Origin of the sequence: Paludibaculum fermentans, from assembly GCF_015277775.1 — a bacterium.
Taxonomy (GTDB): domain Bacteria; phylum Acidobacteriota; class Terriglobia; order Bryobacterales; family Bryobacteraceae; genus Paludibaculum; species Paludibaculum fermentans.
Genome location: NZ_CP063849.1, coordinates 192667 through 207979 on the forward strand (window position 1 = coordinate 192667; position 15313 = coordinate 207979).

At 63.4% G+C, this 15313-nt stretch carries 9 protein-coding genes, 1 other RNA gene and 1 pseudogene; 7 read left to right on the forward strand and 4 right to left on the reverse strand.

Going from position 1 to position 15313, the window contains the following annotated elements:
* Positions 1-1533 (forward strand): glucose-6-phosphate isomerase, encoded by a 1533-nt coding sequence (locus IRI77_RS00705; protein WP_194450180.1) that lies wholly within the window; start codon positions 1-3, stop codon positions 1531-1533.
* A gap of 99 nt (positions 1534-1632) precedes the next feature.
* Here IRI77_RS00705 and IRI77_RS00710 read toward each other — a convergent pair whose 3' ends face one another.
* Positions 1633-4332 (reverse strand): MGH1-like glycoside hydrolase domain-containing protein, encoded by a 2700-nt coding sequence (locus IRI77_RS00710; RefSeq protein ID WP_194450181.1) that lies wholly within the window; start codon positions 4330-4332, stop codon positions 1633-1635.
* Positions 4333-4444: 112 nt separating this feature from the next.
* Between IRI77_RS00710 and IRI77_RS00715 the strand changes: the two genes are divergently transcribed.
* Together IRI77_RS00715 and IRI77_RS38520 are read left to right on the forward strand one after the other, a co-directional pair.
* Positions 4445-4942: a nucleoside monophosphate kinase gene (locus tag IRI77_RS00715; RefSeq protein ID WP_228486805.1), complete on the forward strand. Its 498-nt coding sequence runs from the start codon at positions 4445-4447 to the stop codon at positions 4940-4942.
* A 71-nt stretch (positions 4943-5013) separates the two neighbouring features.
* A pseudogene (locus IRI77_RS38520) lies at positions 5014-5802 on the forward strand (VWA domain-containing protein); the annotation flags it as partial.
* A 71-nt stretch (positions 5803-5873) separates the two neighbouring features.
* Here IRI77_RS38520 and rnpB read toward each other — a convergent pair.
* Positions 5874-6271: RNase P RNA component class A (gene rnpB, locus IRI77_RS00725), an RNA gene on the reverse strand.
* Between the two features lie 235 nt (positions 6272-6506).
* Here rnpB and IRI77_RS00730 point away from each other — a divergent pair.
* The 4 genes from IRI77_RS00730 to IRI77_RS00745 all read left to right on the forward strand — a co-directional run bounded on the left by IRI77_RS00730 (position 6507) and on the right by IRI77_RS00745 (position 13088).
* Complete coding sequence (locus IRI77_RS00730) at positions 6507-9515, forward strand: OmpA family protein (protein ID WP_194450183.1); 3009 nt, start codon at positions 6507-6509, stop codon at positions 9513-9515.
* Between the two features lie 136 nt (positions 9516-9651).
* Positions 9652-10167, forward strand: a complete 516-nt coding sequence (locus IRI77_RS00735; RefSeq protein WP_194450184.1) for a hypothetical protein — start codon at positions 9652-9654, stop codon at positions 10165-10167.
* A gap of 43 nt (positions 10168-10210) precedes the next feature.
* Complete coding sequence (gene mtaB, locus IRI77_RS00740; protein ID WP_194450185.1) at positions 10211-11557, forward strand: tRNA (N(6)-L-threonylcarbamoyladenosine(37)-C(2))-methylthiotransferase MtaB; 1347 nt, start codon at positions 10211-10213, stop codon at positions 11555-11557.
* 142 nt (positions 11558-11699) lie between these two features.
* On the forward strand, positions 11700-13088 hold the full coding sequence (locus IRI77_RS00745; protein WP_194450186.1) for a hypothetical protein: 1389 nt from the start codon (positions 11700-11702) through the stop codon (positions 13086-13088).
* A gap of 178 nt (positions 13089-13266) precedes the next feature.
* Here IRI77_RS00745 and IRI77_RS00750 read toward each other — a convergent pair whose 3' ends face one another.
* On the reverse strand, positions 13267-14703 hold the full coding sequence (locus IRI77_RS00750) for a M20/M25/M40 family metallo-hydrolase (RefSeq protein WP_194450187.1): 1437 nt from the start codon (positions 14701-14703) through the stop codon (positions 13267-13269).
* Positions 14700-15299, reverse strand: coding sequence for a recombination mediator RecR (recR, locus tag IRI77_RS00755; RefSeq protein WP_194450188.1), 600 nt, complete (start codon positions 15297-15299; stop codon positions 14700-14702). The genes IRI77_RS00750 and recR overlap by 4 nt, the downstream gene beginning before the upstream one ends.
* Positions 15300-15313: the final 14 nt, after the last annotated feature.

The window sequence follows — 15313 nt, forward strand, 5'->3', positions numbered from 1 at the left end:
GTGACTCAACTAGATCATTGGCAGCGGTACCAGAAGTACCTCAGCGGCGTTCCAGCCGTGGATTTGAAGCTCGACATCAGCCGCATCCGCTTTGACGATGCGTGGCTGGCCCAGATGGAGCCCGCCATCCAGAAGGCCTATTCGGCCATGTCGGCCCTCGAGGCCGGCGCCATCGCCAACCCGGATGAGCAGCGCATGGTGGGCCACTACTGGCTCCGCACCCCCTCGCTGGCTCCGCAGCCCGAGCTGCGCGCCGAGATCGAATCCACCCTGTCCGCCATCAGGGAATTCGCGGCCCGCGTCCATCAACTGGGCGCACACACGGACGTTCTTTCGATAGGCATCGGCGGCTCCGCCCTCGGCCCCATGTTCGTGGCCGACGCACTCGGACACCCCGCCACCGATAAGATGCGCGTCCACTTCTTCGACAACACGGACCCCGAAGGCATCGAACGCGTCTTGAGCGGCCTCGCCGGTCGGCTCGACAAGACCCTCGTCCTCGTCATCTCGAAGTCCGGTGGCACGCCCGAGACTTACAACGGCATGGTCCTCGCCGAGAGCGCCTTCCGCCGCGCCGGCCTCAACTTCGCTGACCATGCGGTGGCCATCACGATGCCGGGCTCCAAGCTCGATCGTCATGCCCTCGACCACAAGTGGCTACAGCGCTTTGCCATGTTCGACTGGGTCGGCGGACGCACCTCCGAACTCTCAGCCGTCGGCCTGCTGGCCGCCGCCCTGCAAGGCCTCGACATCGATGCCATCCTGGCCGGCGCGTCAGCTGTCGACGCCCAGACGCGTTCCACCGTGACGGCCCAGAATCCAGCCGCGCTCCTGGCGCTGATGTGGCACTCCGCCACCGGCGGCAAAGGCCTGAAGGACATGGTCGTCCTGCCCTACAAGGACCGCCTGCTGCTCTTCAGCCGCTACCTGCAGCAACTGGTCATGGAATCGCTCGGCAAGCGCCTCGACCTCGATGGCAACCGCGTCGATCAGGGCATCAGCGTCTATGGCAACAAGGGCTCCACGGATCAGCATGCCTACGTCCAGCAGCTCCGCGACGGCGTCAACAACTTCTTCATGACGTTCCTGCGCGTCCTGGAAGACGGCGGCGATCCCCACGAGTTCGAGGCTGGCGTGCGCGCCGGCGACTACCTCGACGGCTTCCTGTTGGGCACCCGCGAAGCGCTGGACGGCAACGACCGTCAATCCATCACCATCACCATCCCGCGCGTCGACGCCACGCGCGTCGGAGCCCTCATTGCGCTCTTCGAGCGCGCCGTCGGCTTCTACGCCTCGCTGGTCAACATCAACGCCTATCACCAACCCGGAGTCGAGGCGGGCAAGAAGGCCGCGGCCACCGTGCTCGATCTCCAGAAGAGGATCCTGTTGGCGCTAGCGCCCTCTGTCAAATCCGTGGAAACCATTGCAGCGGAAGCCGGCACGGAGAGCATCGAGACGGTCTTCCTCATCCTGGAGCACCTGGCGGCCAATCGGCGCGCCAAGCAAACCCCCGAGGGCTTCGCGAAAATCTAAAGCGCCGTGGGCCGTGCGTCAACCCCGCACGGCCTCCTCTGCCCAGTCCCGAAGCGTAAGCGACGGGCTACCAGATGCGTCCTCCAGGCACTCGCGCCTCTACCCCGGATCCTCGTAATCCGCCGCCACCGGCCTGACATTCTCTCCTTCCAGCAACTCCTCCGCCCGCAGGTGCCCAAACAACTGGATCAGCCGCGCCACCGTACCCGTCCAGCCCGTCTGGTGGCTCGCTCCCAGCCCGGCCCCGTTGTCCCCGTGGAAGTACTCATAAAACAGGATCAGATCCCGCCAGTGCGGATCATCCTGGAAGACCTTGCTGCCCCCATAGACCGGCCGTTTTCCATCCCGTCCGCGCAGGAAAATCCCCGCCAGCCGGTTCGACAACTCCTGGGTCACTTCAAACAGGTTCATCATCCGGCCTGAGCCCGTCGGGCACTCCACTTTGAACCCATCGCCGTAATACAGGTAATACTGCAGCAGCGCCCGCACGATCAGCATGTTCACGGGCATCCACACCGGACCACGCCAGTTCGAATTCCCGCCAAACATGCCGTTATTCGACTCCGCCGGCAGGTACGCGACCTTGTACTCCTCGCCGTGCACATCGATCTCAAACGGGTTCTCCTTGTGATACAGCGATAGCGACCGGATCCCGTACGGCCCGAAGAACTCCTTCTCATCGAGCATCTTCGCCAGCACTCTCCGCAGCTTCTTCTCGTCGAGAATCGACAACAGCCGCCGCCCATCCACGCCATCGCGATCAATCGGCGCAATATTGGCCAGCACCTCCGGATGGCGCTTCAGGAACTTGTGAATCCGGTCCGTCATCACGGTGTAGCGGTTGGCCTGCGACGGACTCACCACCGTGGAAGCGCACAGCGGCAGCAGGCCCACCAGCGAGCGCACCTTCAGCCGCTGGGCCGACCCATCCGGCAGCCGCAGCAGGTCGTAGAAGAAGCCGTCCGTCTCGTCCCACATCTCGTCGAAGTTGTCGCCAATGCGATCCATGGCGGAGGCGATCCACAGGAAGTGTTCGACGAACTTGGCGGCAAAGTCCTCATACAGCACGTCGTGCTCGGCCAGTTCCAGCGAGATCTCGAACAGGTTCTGCGCGAACAACGCCATCCACGCCGTGCCGTCCGCCTGCTCCAGGAACCCGCCCGTAGGCAGCGCCGACGACCGGTCGAACACTCCGATGTTGTCGAGCCCGAGGAACCCTCCGTCGAAGACATTGCGACCGCCCGGATCCTTGCGATTCACCCACCACGTGAAGTTCAGCATCAGCTTGTGGAACGAGCGCTTCAGGAACTCGTAATCGCCCTTGCCCGTGCGCTCTTTCTCCAGGCTGTAGATGAACAGTGTGGCCCACGCATGCACCGGCGGATTCACATCGCCGAAGTTCCACTCATACGCCGGCATCTGCCCGTTGGGATGCAGGTACAGCTCGCGCAGCATCAGGTCCAACTGATCCTTGGCGAAGTCGAGATCGACCATTGCCAGCGCCGTGGTGTGGAAGGCCAGGTCCCATGCGGCGTACCACGGATACTCCCACTTGTCCGGCATCGAGATGATGTCGTCGTTCACCATGTGGAACCAGTTGGAGTTGCGCACCAGGTGGCGGCGCGGGCGGGCCGAGGGGTGAGCGTTGTGCTCCTCCAGCCAGATATCGAGATCGAAGAAATAATACTGCTTGGTCCACAGCATGCCGGCCAACGCCTGGCGCATGACGCGGCCCTGGTCCTCGTTCAGCCCGTCCGGTGTGATGTTGTCGTAGAAGCTGTCGGCCTCGGCGATGCGCGCGGCAAACACTCCATCCGCACGCGCCGGGGCCGTCTCGTCGCGAGTCAGCCGCAAATGGATCACCGTCTCAGCGCCGCCGGCCACGGTGACCACATGCAGCGCGGCCGCCTTGGTGCCTTCCAGAGCCGGATTCACGGCCTCCTTCTTGCCCTCAATCAGGTAGTGATGGAATGCATCCTTCACATAGGGCGTCTGGTTGGCCAGCCTCCACAAACGCTGTGTGTTGGTTTCATTGCCGGTGAAGATCAATTCCCCCGCCTGCGGACAGTGCAGATGGAAGCGGCCCAGTTCGGAGTGTTGCGCGGTAATCCGGCCAGCCGCCCCGGTCAAGGAAGGCCGGTGCGTGCGCGTCCCGTACGACCAGGTATTGCGGAACCACAACGTCGGCAACAGGTGCAGCGTCGCGGCGTCCGGCCCGCGGTTGGCCACCGTGATCCGGATGGCGATGTCCTCCGCCTCGGCCTTCGCATACTCCACGAAGACATCGAAGTAGCGCTGATCGTCGAAGACGCCCGTATCCAGCAACTCATACTCGAAGTCCTGCCGGGTGCGCTTGCGGTTCGTCAGCACCAGATCCGAGTACGGATACTCGGCCTGCGGGTACTTGTACAGGTACTTCATGTAGGAGTGCGTCGGGGTCGAGTCGAGGTAGAAGTAATACTCCTTCACGTCCTCGCCGTGGTTGCCCTCCGAATTGGTCAGGCCGAACAACCGCTCCTTCAGGATCGGGTCTTTCCCATTCCACAAGGCCAGCGCGAAGCATAGCCGCTGCTTGTCGTCCGAGATGCCGGCCAGCCCGTCTTCCCCCCAGCGGTAGGCGCGCGACCGCGCCTGGTCGTGCGTGAAGTAGTCCCACGCATTGCCGTTGTCGCTGTAGTCCTCCCGCACCGTGCCCCACTGCCGCTCACTCAGATAGGGACCCCACTTCTTCCAGGGTGACGAATTCGTACGCGCCTCCGCCAGGCGCTCACGCTCCTCCGAACCTTTATTGGGTGCCATGGCAACCAAGATGCCTGAATGGCTTGTCCGTCACAAGTGGCGTGTGGGGTACGATCGAGGATGACGGAGGGATTGGGACATGTTGCGGCTAGGGTGCCTGTTTTTGTTACTTGTGATGAGCGGCCTGGCGCAGACGCCCGGCAAGGGGCTGGTCCTGGTTCTCATCGGCCCGCCCGGCAGTGGGAAGACCACGCAGGCGGAATTCCTGACGAAGAAGTACCACCTGCCCGTGCTCACCGCGGATAGCGGCATGTCGAACGAACAGTTCGACGTCCGCCTGAAGGTGCTGAACTCCGGCAAGGGCTTTATCATCGACGGCTATCCTGCCACGCATGCCCAGGCCCAGCATCTGGCTGTCGTGGTGAAGCAGTTGAATCTGCCGTCGCCCATCATCATCCAACTCGATGTGCCGGATGACGTTGTGCGGCAGCGGCTGGCCGGAAAAGAGAAACCCGAGGCTCTGGAGAAGCGTCTGTCCGGCTACCACAAGGAGATGGATCTGATCCGCCGCTACTATCCGCAGGGCGACATCTGGACGGTCATCGGCACACGCCCGCCACAGGAAGTATCCGGGACCATCGAAATGCTGATTCAAGATCGGAAACCGTGACACTCAACCGCCGCGAATGGCTGGCCGCCGCGCTGCTGCAGCAGCCCACCTTCCGGGCTTCGGCCCAGATCGTGGTCGTACCGGTCACCGTAACGAATTCCAAGGGGCGCCGCGTGGCCGGACTCGCAGCCTCCGACTTCCTGCTCTCTGACAACGGCCAGCCGCGTGAGTTCACCCTGGAAGATATCAGTGGCCCCGTGTCGTTACTGCTGGCCGTGGAGACCGCGGCCACCAGCGTGGCGGCCCTGGATAAGCTCCGCAGGACCGCGGCTCTCTTCCAACCTCTTCTCGCTGGCCACGATGGCGAGATCGGGCTGATCTCCTACGATGACGAGGTGCGGGTGCTGGCCGGGCTTCAGCGCGACACGGCCGCCTTTGACGCCGCGCTGAAAGGGATCCATGCCTCCGGCGGACAGGGCAGGCAACTGGATGCCATCGTGCAGGCTGTGGAAATCCTCAAAGCCCGTCCCGGCGGGCGCCGGCGTGTGCTGGTCATCGTCGGCCAGTCGAAAGACCTCGGCTCCAAGGCCAAGCTCGATCAGGCGATAGGCATGGCGCAGCAGGCCAATGTCACCATCTATCCCGTAACGTACTCGCGCACCACCACTCCGTTCACCAGCCGCGAGCCGCTCACCGGCAACTCGATGGGCGTCGATATCCTCGGCGGCCTGCGGGAACTGGCTCGCCTGGGCCAGGCCAACACGGCCTCGGAAATCGCCCGCTTCACAGGTGGGTGGACCAACTCGTTCACCAAAGAGAAGGGACTCGAGGACGCTCTGCAACGCGTCGGCGATGAGCTGCACCTGCAGTATGTGCTGGAGTTTAAGTCCGACCTGACGCAGCCAGGAGAGTTCCGTAAACTGGTGATCCTGGTTAAGAACCACCCCGAGTACACACTGCGTCATCGCCCTGGCTATTGGATCGAAACTACGGAGCCTGCCGGATTGTAAGCCGGTTTCTGGACCCCGCCCGAAAGCGAGGTGGCAGTCATTCCTCTAGGCCTGCCATTGCTGACAGACTCCAGCGACCTACCCGGAAGTATAACGGGACGAGCAGCCCCTCCTCCCCTATTTGGTCTTGCTCCACGTGGGGTTTGCCCTGCCACTCCGGTTGCCCGGAGCGCGGTGCGCTTTTACCGCACCATTTCACCCTTACCCGCGTTGCCGCGGGCGGTATATTTTCTGTGGCACTTTCCGTAAAGTGGGCTTTGAGCCCACCCCCCCGGCCGTTAACCGGCACGCCGCTCTATGGAGACCGGACTTTGCCTCGGCCATAGCTGGTTTCCCCTATCCGGGGACCTTGCCAGGACGCGACTGCCCATCCAGCAGGACTCCGCTCCCATTGTTTCACATCCCCATGGCTTTCTCTTCGTACTGCGCGTAATGTCCCCAGGCGTAGAACGGTTGGAACGAGGCTAGGAGAAGGGAAGTCGAACCTGACCCCACTCTTGGCAGGTTCTAGTACATTTCCATTCCTTCACCTTCCTCGGCTATACTGGACACTTGACCGAGGTGTGTCTGCAAGCCATTGAGAGGAATAGGAATCTCGCTTGAGGAGAAGTGACGTGAAAGCCACGATGTTAAAAACAGTGCTAGCGGCTCTTCTGTTAACCACGTTGGGCTATGGCCAGATGGTTACGGGAGTCACCAAGGATGATTGGGAGGAGATCAACTTTGAGTTCAATTCGGCGGTCCTGACAGACGGCTTCCCCAGCTTGCTGCGTCTGGCCGAACTGCTGAATAAAAACCCCGAATACAAGGTAAAGCTTGACGGGCATACCGATTCCATCGGTTCAGAGAAGTACAACGAGAAGCTATCACTAAGACGTGCGGAGGCGGTCAAAGGGTTCCTCGAAAAGTATGGCGCGCGTGCCGGGCAGATGGAGGTTGTTCCTCGCGGCAAGCGCAATCCCCGCACCGAAAATAACACGAAGGAAGGCCGTTGGATCAACCGCCGCGTGCAGTTGGTGGTCACCGACAAAGACGGCAAGATCATCGGCGCCGGCGGCGTTGGCGACGCCATCCGGGCCATGCAGGCGCAGTGCCCCGATTACTCGCAGACACTGGCCGAGATCCTGAAGAAACTCGATAAGTTGGACGACATCGCGAAGATGCTGGCCGATCTCAAGGCGGAGAACGGCAAGCTGCGCTCCGATGTGGATGCCCTGAAGGCCGGCGGCGCGGCTGCTACCCCCGCCCAGGCCGCTCAGATTGAACGCGCCTCGAAGGCCGCCACACCGGACGACGTCCAGCGCATCGCCAGCAAGACGGCTGAAGAAGCCGTTGCGAAGGCGCACGACCCGCGCTTCTCTATCCTGGGCATGAATGTCGGCGCGGACAACAACCGCAACGTCACGTTCTCAGGCCGCGGCCGCTACTTCGCGCCGTTCAAGGAGAACTTCGCCATTCAGGCACAGGGCGAGTACATGTACTTCAAGGAGCGCCAGGAAGCGCAGTTCGACCTCGGACTGGTCAACCGCTTCACCAAGCGCGGCCAGGCCGGCCTGTTCAGCAGCTTCAAGCACGTGGGTCTCGAAGGCATGCAGAACGGCGGCAACCTGGGCCAGGCGTCGATGACGCTCGACTACATCTTCAGCCGGGGCCGGGTCGGCTTCTTCGGCTCGAAGGGGTTCATGGACAATGCGGTGGTCAACCGCACCATGATCTCGCGCAACGTGTGGGATGAGGCTTACCTCAAGATCGTAGACCAAGCCGGCGTCTCCACCGCGCTGACGCTGTTCGGCAAGACGATGCTGGAAGCCAACATGGGCATGTTGTCGGTGCACGGCGGCTCCAACAAGCCGGGCGGCACCATCCGCTTCATCCAGCCCCTGAACAACAAGATCGCCCTCACGCTGGAAGGCGGGTTCAACGAGACCTACGTCGGCAACAACGCCAATGGTCGAGTGGTGGCCGGCATCCAGTTCGGCAACTACGTCCAGCCCAAGGAATACCTGGAGATGGACAAGCCGATTCCGGTTGACGTGCCGCGCGTACGCTACGAGATGCTGACGCGGCGGGTGCGTACCGGCAACGACGCTCCTATCGCCGACGCGGGCCCCGATCAGATCGGCGCTCCGGCGGGCATCATCAACCTGGATGGCTCCGCCTCGTTCGATCCCGATGGAGACCCCATCACGTTCCAGTGGGTTCAGGTCGCCGGCCCGTCCGTCGGTCTGAGCGGCGCTACCACCTCCAAGCCCTCCTTCACCGGTGTGGAAGGCCAGACGTACAGCTTCCGCCTGACGGTCAAGGACAGCTACGGACTCGCGTCGCTGGCTCGTGTCACGATCACCACGCGCACCGCGTCCAAGGTGATCATCCAGAAGTTCACGGCGACGCCCAGCACCATCAAGTCGGGCGCCACCTCGACCCTGGCCTGGCAGGTGTTGAACGCGGATGAGGTTACGATCTCCTCCGTCGGCAAGGTGAATGCGCAGGCCGGCACGACGCCGGTATCGCCCGCGGACACCACCACCTACACCCTGACGGCCAAGAACAAGGACAGCGAAGTAAGCGAGACGGTCACCGTGACGGTGGAGAAACCCACCATCCGTATCGTCAGCTTCCGCGCCGCTCCGGCCACCATCAATCTCGGCGAGGCTTCCAACCTGGTTTGGGAGACTGAGAACGCCGACTCCGTATCCATCTCGACCATCGGCACAGTGCAGGTGACCGGCACCACTTCGGTCAGCCCGAAGGAGACCACCACCTATACACTGACCGCGACCAACAAGTTCGGGACCGTCAATGCGACGGCCACCGTGACGGTGAACAAGCCGAACGCTCCGCGCATCCTGAACTTCAGCGGCAATCCGCTGGAGATCGGACAGGGTGAGAGCTCGACGCTGACCTGGGATGTCCAGGGCGCGACGGAAGTCGACATCAGCCATGTCGGCTCGCAGACGCTGAAGGGCTCCACTCCGGTGACGCCTTCCGGCACGACCACCTATATCCTGACCGCCAAGAATTCGGGCGGGGAAGCGACCGCCAGCGTCACCATCACGGTGATCCCCAAGCCGACCGTCACGTTCTCGGCCAGTCCGACCACGACGGCCAAGCCGGGCGATCCCTCGCGACTGACCTGGACCACGACGGGTGCGACGAACGTCACCATCAGCGGTGTCGGCGCGGTGGCGCTGAACGGCTCAGTTGACGTCACGCCGCAGACCGATACCACTTACACGATCACGGCCTCGAACGCGAAGTTCTCCACGACGCAGACGGTAACCGTGAAGGTGACCCCGGTGAAGCCGCCGGATGAAGTGGTCGACCCGCCGGTGATCCACCTGAACACTCCGGACTACATCGAGACGCTCTACCGCGATATCTTCCTCGATGCTTCCGGCTCGACCGACCCGCAGGGTCTGCCGCTCACCTACAAGTGGGAGCAGGTCGGGCAGGTCAACAACAACTCCGCCGCGGCGATCCTGTCGTCCACCTCACCCGTGACCCGAGTTCAGCTCGGCGGGCAGTTTGGCGACTACATCTTCCGCGTCACGGTGACGAACAGCAAAGGCAAGAGCGCCTACAAGGACATCCGGGTACGCTTCGTGCTGACCCGCCGTCCGTAGTTGGCCGCGATCGCTGACTGAAGTGAAAGACCCCGGCTTCCGCCCCCTGGCGGAGACCGGGGTCTTTTGGCGTCTAGGACCAATGGGACTAATGGTTCTGGATTCAATCCAAGGCTCCGCTGTACAATCGGGCAACATGCGACGCGCCCTCCTGTCCTTACTCCTCCTGGCTGGCGCGTGTGCTTCCGCTCCGTGTGCGGAGCCGCCCATTCAGGAGCCTCGCGAACTGGACCGCATCTACGCGATTGGCCCGGACGGCTCCGCCACACAGCCGCTGCCCCTCGAGCCCGTCAAGCTGACGGGCAAAGGCAATGGCAGGACGGTGAACCTCGAGGGCGGCCGCTCCGCGCTTCGTTTCCGCGAAGGTTCCGTGCCTGCCTTCGTTGTGCGGTTCGCGGTCGGCAGTTGGAGCAGTGGTTCCGTCCGGCTGTACCTGTTGCGGTCCGATGCGCAACAGCGCAGCGTGAAGACATGGGTGTGGGCCTATTCCTCGGCCGAACGGCAGGAGCCTGGTACAGTCCCCTCGAAACTGGAGCGTTACGGCAAGCTGTCTTACCGCATCGTCCCGCCGCCGGTGCTGCGTCCGGGTGAGTATGCCATCGGCCTGGGTCTCGGGTCGTTTGGGTTCACCTTCGGCATTGACCCGAAATAGCCCGCTCCGTCGATTCCAGCCTGCACCAGTTAAACTGGATGATGTGAAGAAGTTCTACATCCAGAATTTCGGCTGCCGGGCCACGCAGGCCGACGGCGCCGCTCTGGAAGGGTTGCTGGAGAAGCAGGGGCTGGCCGCGGCCGAGGGGGCGCAGGCGGCGGACCTGGTGATCCTCAATACCTGCACGGTCACGTCGTCGGCTGATGACGATGTCCGGAAGAGCATTCACCGTGTGCACCGCGAGAATCCGAAGGCCCGCATCCTGGTCACAGGCTGCTATGCCCAGCGCGCGCCCGAGGAGTTGAGCCGCATTCCCGGCGTCACGTGGGTGGTGGGCAACTCGCACAAGACCGAGATTCCCGGGCTGATTCCCAGGATCAACCAGGCCGAGTACCACGGGCAGATCCTGGTGGGCGACATCTCCGCCGCCACCGGGTTCCTCTCGTCGCCCGTCGACGATGCTTTTGGCGACCGGACGAGGCCGAACCTGAAGATCCAGGAAGGCTGCAACAACGTGTGTACCTTCTGTATCATCCCGTCGGTGCGAGGCCGTTCGCGCAGCATGACGCTGGAGCAGGTGCTGGGTGAGTTGCGCGGCCTGGCCGCCAACTACCGGGAGATCGTATTGACCGGCATCAACCTGGGCCGGTGGGGCAGGGAAGCGGGGTTCCGGCCAACGGATCGCATGCGGTTGTCGGACCTGCTGCGGGTCGTGCTCGATCAGACTCCCGTGGAGCGGCTGCGCATCAGTTCGGTCGAGCCGATGGACTTCACCGATGAGCTGTTGGAGCTGATGGCCTCGTCGTCGAGGATTGCCAAGCACGTGCATGCGCCGCTGCAGTCGGCGTCCGACACGGTGTTGAAGCGGATGAAGCGGCGGTACCGCTCGCGCCATTACGAAGACCGGCTGCGCCGCGCCCATGGCTTGATGCCCAATGCCGCCTTTGGCGCCGATGTGATGACCGGCTTCCCGGGCGAGACGGCCGAAGAGTTCCAGCAGACCTACGACTTCATTGAGCGCCTGCCGTTCACCTATCTGCACGTGTTCACCTATTCGGAGCGGCCCGGCACGCCGGCGGTCTCGCATGCCGAACCCGTGCCGCATCAGGTCCGCAAGGAGCGCACGCGCCGGCTGCGGGACCTGGCCGCTCGCAAGAACCTGGCGTTTCGCACGGCGCAGCAGGGACGCGTCCTATCCGCGGTGACGCTGGACAATGGCAAGGCGCTCACCGAGAACTACCTGCCGGTCGAGATGGCCGTGCCGCGCGGGTCCAACCAGCTTGTGGAACTCATGATCGGCGGGGTGACTTCAGCCGGGCTGAGCGAGGCAGGCTTCCTGCCGCCGGTGGAACTGCCACAGCAACCGTCCGCCTTTCCCATCCTTGGATAGCACTGGTACTTATTTTAGGCGATAGAGGGGCAGAAACGCGAAGGCGCTGCTACGCTGTACAGCATCCCCTATGAAATGTGTAATGCCTGGGTGCACCGGAACGGTTGTCAACGGCAAGTGCAACCGATGTGGAGCGGTCTCCGTGCTGCCCGCGCAGCCGCTGCCCGACATCATGTCCGTCGACGAGTGGAAGTTCTTCACGGAACTGGGGCTGCTGAAGCCGCGCTCGTCTAAGCTCAAAGCCATCGATAAGGCCATCGAGGCCTATGGCAAGGCGAAGTCGAAAGCAGGGGCGGATCTCATCCGGAAGCTGCTGGATGAGTGGGTGGCGGAGAAGGGCGGCTACAACTCCGCCTGGATGCGCGAGTCCGATGGCCGCAACCGGCTGGGCGCCATTACGGTCTTGCGCGACCAGCTTTCCGGCCGCCAGGTGCGGATGACGCGCGACGACAAGCTGGCGCTGGCCTATATCGAGGAGCAGTACAAGCTCTACGTCGACAATCTCTTCCGCGGCTCGCTGGTCGATTTCGCGGGCAAGACCACGGTGATCGGAATGGCGATGAGCGCGTTCTCGCACGCCTATTCGGCCACGTCGACGGCCGGCCGGATCGCGACCGGGACGGTGCAATCGAGCTATGCCGCGTCGTCTGCCAGCGCGTCGGGGCAAGCCGGCGAGATCATCAAGCTGGTGTTCGGCAATCCCACGGATCCGGAGACCATTGCGCGGGTCCAGGAGCACCTGCACACCTCGGTGCAGTCATTGCAGAGCACGCTGGCGGTGGGCATCAAGATCGCGCCGAAGGCCGCCAAGGTGGTGAAGTCGTGTTACGACGTCTACAGTTCGCTCAGCCGGCGGTGTGACGGCAAGGCGGCGGAACGGGCCCAATCGGTGCGCGGCAAGGAAGGCGAGGCGGCGCTGAATGCGGTCATCGAGATGATGACGCGTGAGGCGAAGGTGCAGGCCACGGAACTGGCGGCCAATACCGTACAGCTCGGCGGGGCCATCGGCGATATCTTCACCGGCGGGGTGACGGGCGCGGTCACCGACATTGCCGCCGCGGTAGCGCGGCTGATTCGCGACATGATCCTGCTGAAGCTGGATCTGGACGAGAAGGCCGCCGCGAACAAGTACCTGACGAAGCTGACCGGCAACCTCAGCGTGACTCCGGTGATGAACTTCGAGGTCTTCGGCGAGGCTCCGCTGCTGGGGGCTTATCTGATCCTGGCGGCCGACGATTCGTTCCTGTTCCGCGACCTGTTTACAAAAGGGATCGGGACAGTGGGCTTCATGCAGCACATTGAGTATTTGAAGCGCCGGTACAATGAGCCGCTGATGAAGGCCACGCAGACCTGCATCGTGAATCAGCGGCTGCGTGTGACGGCGAAGCCGATCCCGAAGGTGCATGTGATTGTGGACGAACTGCCTTCGGATTTGCTGGCGATCCGGGATCCCGGGATTTTGAACCGCATGAAGATGCGCTGGGAGAAGAAGCAGGTGAAGCTCATGCGGCGGATCGCGTCGGCGTTCTAGGCGGCAGATAAAGAAGCAAGCAGAGAGCCGGTCAGGGGACCGGCTGCGGACGAGGGCGTCCGCCCTCCTTACGGAGTGGGGCGCTGGGGTTCCGGATGGGGGATTGCGGAGTTGGGGAGGGGGGCCGGTCAGGGGACCGGCTGCGGACGAGGGCGTCCGCCCTCCTTACGGAGAGCGGCTAGTAGGGCGGGAGTTGGAAGAGGGCTCGCATCGTTTCGATGCCGTCCCAGAGGTTCTGCAGCCTCAGGTTCTCGTTGTGGCTGTGCTGGTTGTTGTCGTGGTTCGCTATCGGTACTCCGATGAGCGGCACGTGCAGCACGTCCTCGATGATCGCCAGCGGCACACTGCCGCCTAACGACGGCATCTTCACCAGGGGCTTGCCCATGCCTTCCAGGGCGGCGATGACTGCCCTGGATTGCGGGAGGTCCATTGAGGTGCGCACGGCGCGGTAGCCGCCTTCGGTGGAGTAGAACGCCGCGACCTTGGGCCATTGCAGCCTTTCGATCTCCGTTGGCTCGCGGCCTTCGACCAGGAAGTAGCCCTGGTCTCGGATATGGGCCTTGACCTTCTCCAGCATGGCCTTGGGCTCGTTGCCCTTGACGAGGCGGACATCCACGGAGGCCGCCGCTTCGCTGGGGACGACATTGCGCGAGGCTTCTCCGACGGCTCCGCTGTCGATGCCGCGGATGTTGAACGAGGGCTGGTTCAGCACTTCCATCAGGCGGCGGGGAGCGTTCTCGGTGCGGGCGATCCACAGCTCGCGCATGAGGGTTTCGTCGATGGGCGGTTCGGCCTTCATGGCCGCCAGTTCGGTTTCGGTGAGCGGGTCGATGTCCGCGTAGAAGCCGGGGATGGTGACGCGGCCTTCGTCGTCCTTCATCGAGGCGAGCAGGCGGGCGAGCATCATGGCCGGATTGGGCGCCCAGTTGCCGTAGTGGCCGGAGTGCAATTCGCGCCTGGGTCCGTAGACCTTCAGCTGGAAGCCGGTGACGCCGCGGGCTCCGAAGTAGACCTGCTGCTGGCGGGTCTGGTGGACGGGGCCGTCGCAGATGATCCAGAAGTCGGCCATCACGAGGGGCGTGTACTTCTGGAGGATGCGGCTGAGGCTGGCGGAGCCCGCCTCTTCCTCGCCTTCGAAGAGGAACTTGATGTTGACGGTGGGCGCGCCCCGGCCGGCGCGCAGGGCGTCGAGGGCGGCGAGCATGGCGATGATGACGCCCTTGTCGTCGGAGGCGGAGCGGGCGTAGATGCGGGTTTCAGGATCGGCCGGGTTGCCGCCACGGTAAGAGGGCTCGAAGGGTCCGCTGCCCTTCCATTGGGCGGGGTTCACCGGCTGGCCGTCGTAATGCGCGTAGAAGAGGACCGTGCCGGTGGCGTTCTGGACTCCGAGCTGGCCGTAGACGGCGGCGGGGGCTCCGGGGACTTCGAGGAGCTGGGTCTGGACGCCGCGGCGCTCGAAGGCGGCCCGGATCCAGGCGGCGTTTTCCTTCAGACCTTCGGGGTCGGCGGCGACGTTGGGGAGCTTGAGGAACTCGTTGAACTCGGCGAGAACGCGGGCGCGGTTCTGGGCGTTAGCGGCCGAGCAGACCAGGATGAGCAGGAGTATGCATTTCACATCTCCCTCCGGTTTTCCAGGGATTTGGACATGGTCACTTCGTCGGCGTATTCGAGGTCGCTGCCGACGGGAATGCCCATGGCGATGCGGGTGACCTTGATGCCGAGGGGTTTGAGGAGACGGGCCAGGTAGACCGCGGTGGCTTCGCCTTCCACGGTGGGATTGGTGGCCAGGATGATCTCTTCCATGTCGCTGTCGACGAGGCGCTCGAGCAGTTGCTTGATGCGGAGCTGTTCGGGGCCGATGCCGCGAAGCGGGCTGATGCTGCCGTGCAGGACGTGGTAGAGACCTTCAAAGGTGCGGGTGGTCTCGATGGGCACGATGTTGTGCGGCTCTTCGACGACGCAGATGCGGCGCCGGTCGCGATGGGGATCGCGGCAATAGAGGCACTTCTCGCCGTCGCTGATGTTGTTGCAGATGGCGCACAGGCCGAGCTTCTCCTTGACGTCGACGAGGGCCGTGGTGAGGCGGTCGACGTCCTCACGGGAGGCTCTCAGGATGTGAAAGGCGATGCGCTGCGCCGATTTCTGGCCGATGCCGGGCAGACGTTTCACTTCCTGAATCAGCCGGGCGAGGGGTTCCGCGAAGTCGGGCATGATGAGTCCTGCGG

Excerpts from the sequence above, each read along its gene's own strand:
- IRI77_RS00710 (WP_194450181.1), bottom strand. The coding sequence starts at position 4,332 with ATGGCACCCAATAAAGGTTCGGAGGAGCGTGAGCGCCTGGCGGAGGCG.
- IRI77_RS00735 (WP_194450184.1), top strand. The coding sequence starts at position 9,652 with ATGCGACGCGCCCTCCTGTCCTTACTCCTCCTGGCTGGCGCGTGTGCT.
- recR (WP_194450188.1), bottom strand. The coding sequence starts at position 15,299 with ATGCCCGACTTCGCGGAACCCCTCGCCCGGCTGATTCAGGAAGTGAAA.